Raw genomic sequence first — 2,139 nt, forward strand, 5'->3', positions numbered from 1 at the left:
TCGAAGCCGACTACGCCGCCCTGTCTCACCCGTCGTGCTCCTCGCTCAGCGTCGACCGGGGTTCGCGCGGCGGATCGCCTCGTGCCAGTACGGCTCCACGCGTCCGCGTCGGGCGCGGTCTTTCGCGCCCTCGAGGTGTACCCGGGCGGATACCCAGGACATCACGTGGGGCTTGGCGAGTTCGATGCGGTCCAGCCACTCGTCGACGGTGAGGAGCAGCCGCTCCCCGCCCACGATGACCTGCACAGACTCGTCCGGAACGTTGGGGTCTCGCCAGCTGTGGTTCATGGTCACCGTGGTGCCGCCTGCGACGGCGCGCTGGTAGTCGGCGACGACCGACTCGGCCGCGCCGAGCAGGTCCTTTTGCGCGTAGTAGCGCGGGTATCTCGCGCGCATCTCGCTCGACCGCCCGGAGGGCGGAGCGGGATAGGGAGTGAAGGGCTGGGGGCTCACGGGGCTCAGTGTGCGCTCGGGGCCGGACAGCCAGGCGCCGGCGGGCTCAGTCGGCGTCGAGCGGTGCGATGAGCGAGGGGTCCGTGCGGTCGAGGGTGCGGACGTTGTTGACCTGGCGGTCTACCGGCACGGTCACCAGCTCGGCGGCCATGGTGGTGGAGACCTGGTCGAGCTGCGCGAGGAGAGGGTCCTTCTGCGCGGGCTCGAGCTTCCCGGGGACGAGCCACTCGGCGACAGCGTCCTCAGTGAGGAAGACGGGCATGCGGTCGTGGACCTCGCCGCTGGCGTCCCTCGCCTCGCGCGTGACGATGGTGAAGGTGACGTCCCAGCCGTCGCCGTCCTCGGCCTTGCGACCGGCGGTGAGGCCGGCGGCGTGCAGCAGCTGCCCGTCGGGGTGGTGGATGAAGTACGGGTCCTTGCCGCCGTCGTCGGCCTCGACCCACTCGTAGTAGCCGGTCATGGGCACGATGGTGCGACTGCTCGAGAACGGTCCGCGGAACATGCCGTTGGTCGCGATCGTCTCTAGGCGCGCGTTGATCGGGCGGGGCCCCTTGTCCTTCGCCCACGCGGGGTGCAGACCCCAGCGCGCCAGCTCGAGGCTCCGCTGCATCTCGCCGTCGTCGTCAACGAACTCGCGCACCACCGGCGCCTTGGTGCGCGGAGCGATGCTGTAGACGGCCTCCCACTGCGCTGCGCGGTCCTGACCTGTGGCCGCATAACCGTGCAGCAGCCCGTCTCCATTATCGGGGGACGGCATCGTTCGGTTAGGAATTATTCTCCCGGCCGACTCGCTCTCGCGCGGCTGCCGCGCGAGATTGCGGTCCGGCCTGGGCTTATCTGATACAGCGGTTAGCTCTCCCGGCAGTGAGGGAGAAGGCAGCTTGTGGCACGGGATTCTGGCTCATCTTCACCCGCGGCAACGGCGCTCCGACGGGACTTACGCTGGTGTGCCACAAACGACGGCGGTCTCAACCGGTCAACGCACCACCCGCCTACTCTGTCAGGTCTTCGTGCCGTAGGTGCCATGTCTGCGGTAGCGAGACCCAGCGATGCCGCCCCCGTATCCTCGAGGGATGAACATGAGTCGTGGTCGCGCAGTTGGGAGTGCTTTCTCCGCGAAGGAGAAGACGGTGCTGGATCTTCTGTGCAGCGGGGATCACCCGTACCGTGAACTGGCTCGCGAGCAGCTCCGCGTCGCGTCGTGGGGTGGGTACCAGCTCGACGAGTGCGACTGCTTCCTTATCTCGGTTCCCAAGTTGCCGAAGGCAGCCCGGATCAGGCACGGTGGCGGACCGTTCTCTACCTTGGATGTCTCGCGCGCCGGAGAAGGGCTTGGCCAGCTCGATCTATGGGTCGTCGACGGTTACCTGCACTCCGTTGACTACATGACCTACGACGATCACGAGATGCTGCCTGACCTCGAAGATGACACTCTCGAGCCGCTCTACTGAGCCGTTTAGGCGAGCCTGCAAGCACGAAGTCGTTCGCGGCTGCTCAGCCAGTCAAGGACCTGGCGTGGACGTGTGTTGATCTTGTTCGCGATCTGATCGAGTTCGTCTTGAGTGAAGCGGTACAGGTCGGCGTTCTTCGCCAGGTACTGGCGTAGGAGCCGGTTGGTGTTCTCGTTCGAGCCTCGTTGCCACGGTGAGCGAGGATCGCAGAAGTAGACGTGGATGCCGAGGTCGT

At 66.5% G+C, this 2,139-nt stretch carries 4 protein-coding genes; 1 reads left to right on the top strand and 3 read right to left on the bottom strand.

Annotated features, from left to right (window positions below; translation table 11 throughout):
- Positions 1-45: 45 nt before the first annotated feature.
- Both ACT3T9_RS18765 and ACT3T9_RS18770 read right to left on the bottom strand, forming a co-directional pair.
- Positions 46-453, bottom strand: coding sequence for a hypothetical protein (locus tag ACT3T9_RS18765; protein ID WP_193107384.1), 408 nt, complete (start codon positions 451-453; stop codon positions 46-48).
- 46 nt (positions 454-499) lie between these two features.
- A complete protein-coding gene (locus ACT3T9_RS18770; protein ID WP_444607298.1) occupies positions 500-1,210 on the bottom strand; it encodes an SOS response-associated peptidase in 711 nt (236 codons plus the stop codon).
- Between the two features lie 316 nt (positions 1,211-1,526).
- On the opposite strand from ACT3T9_RS18770, the gene ACT3T9_RS18775 reads away from it, so the two are divergent.
- Positions 1,527-1,904: a hypothetical protein gene (locus ACT3T9_RS18775; RefSeq protein WP_143277994.1), complete on the top strand. Its 378-nt coding sequence runs from the start codon at positions 1,527-1,529 to the stop codon at positions 1,902-1,904.
- A gap of 5 nt (positions 1,905-1,909) precedes the next feature.
- Here the strand turns inward: ACT3T9_RS18775 and ACT3T9_RS18780 are convergent.
- Positions 1,910-2,139, bottom strand: a 230-nt coding sequence (locus ACT3T9_RS18780) for an IS30 family transposase (protein WP_444607299.1), incomplete at its 5' end; no start/stop codon positions are given.

The organism is Brachybacterium sp. AOP29-B2-41 (assembly GCF_052378395.1).
Lineage (GTDB): Bacteria > Actinomycetota > Actinomycetes > Actinomycetales > Dermabacteraceae > Brachybacterium.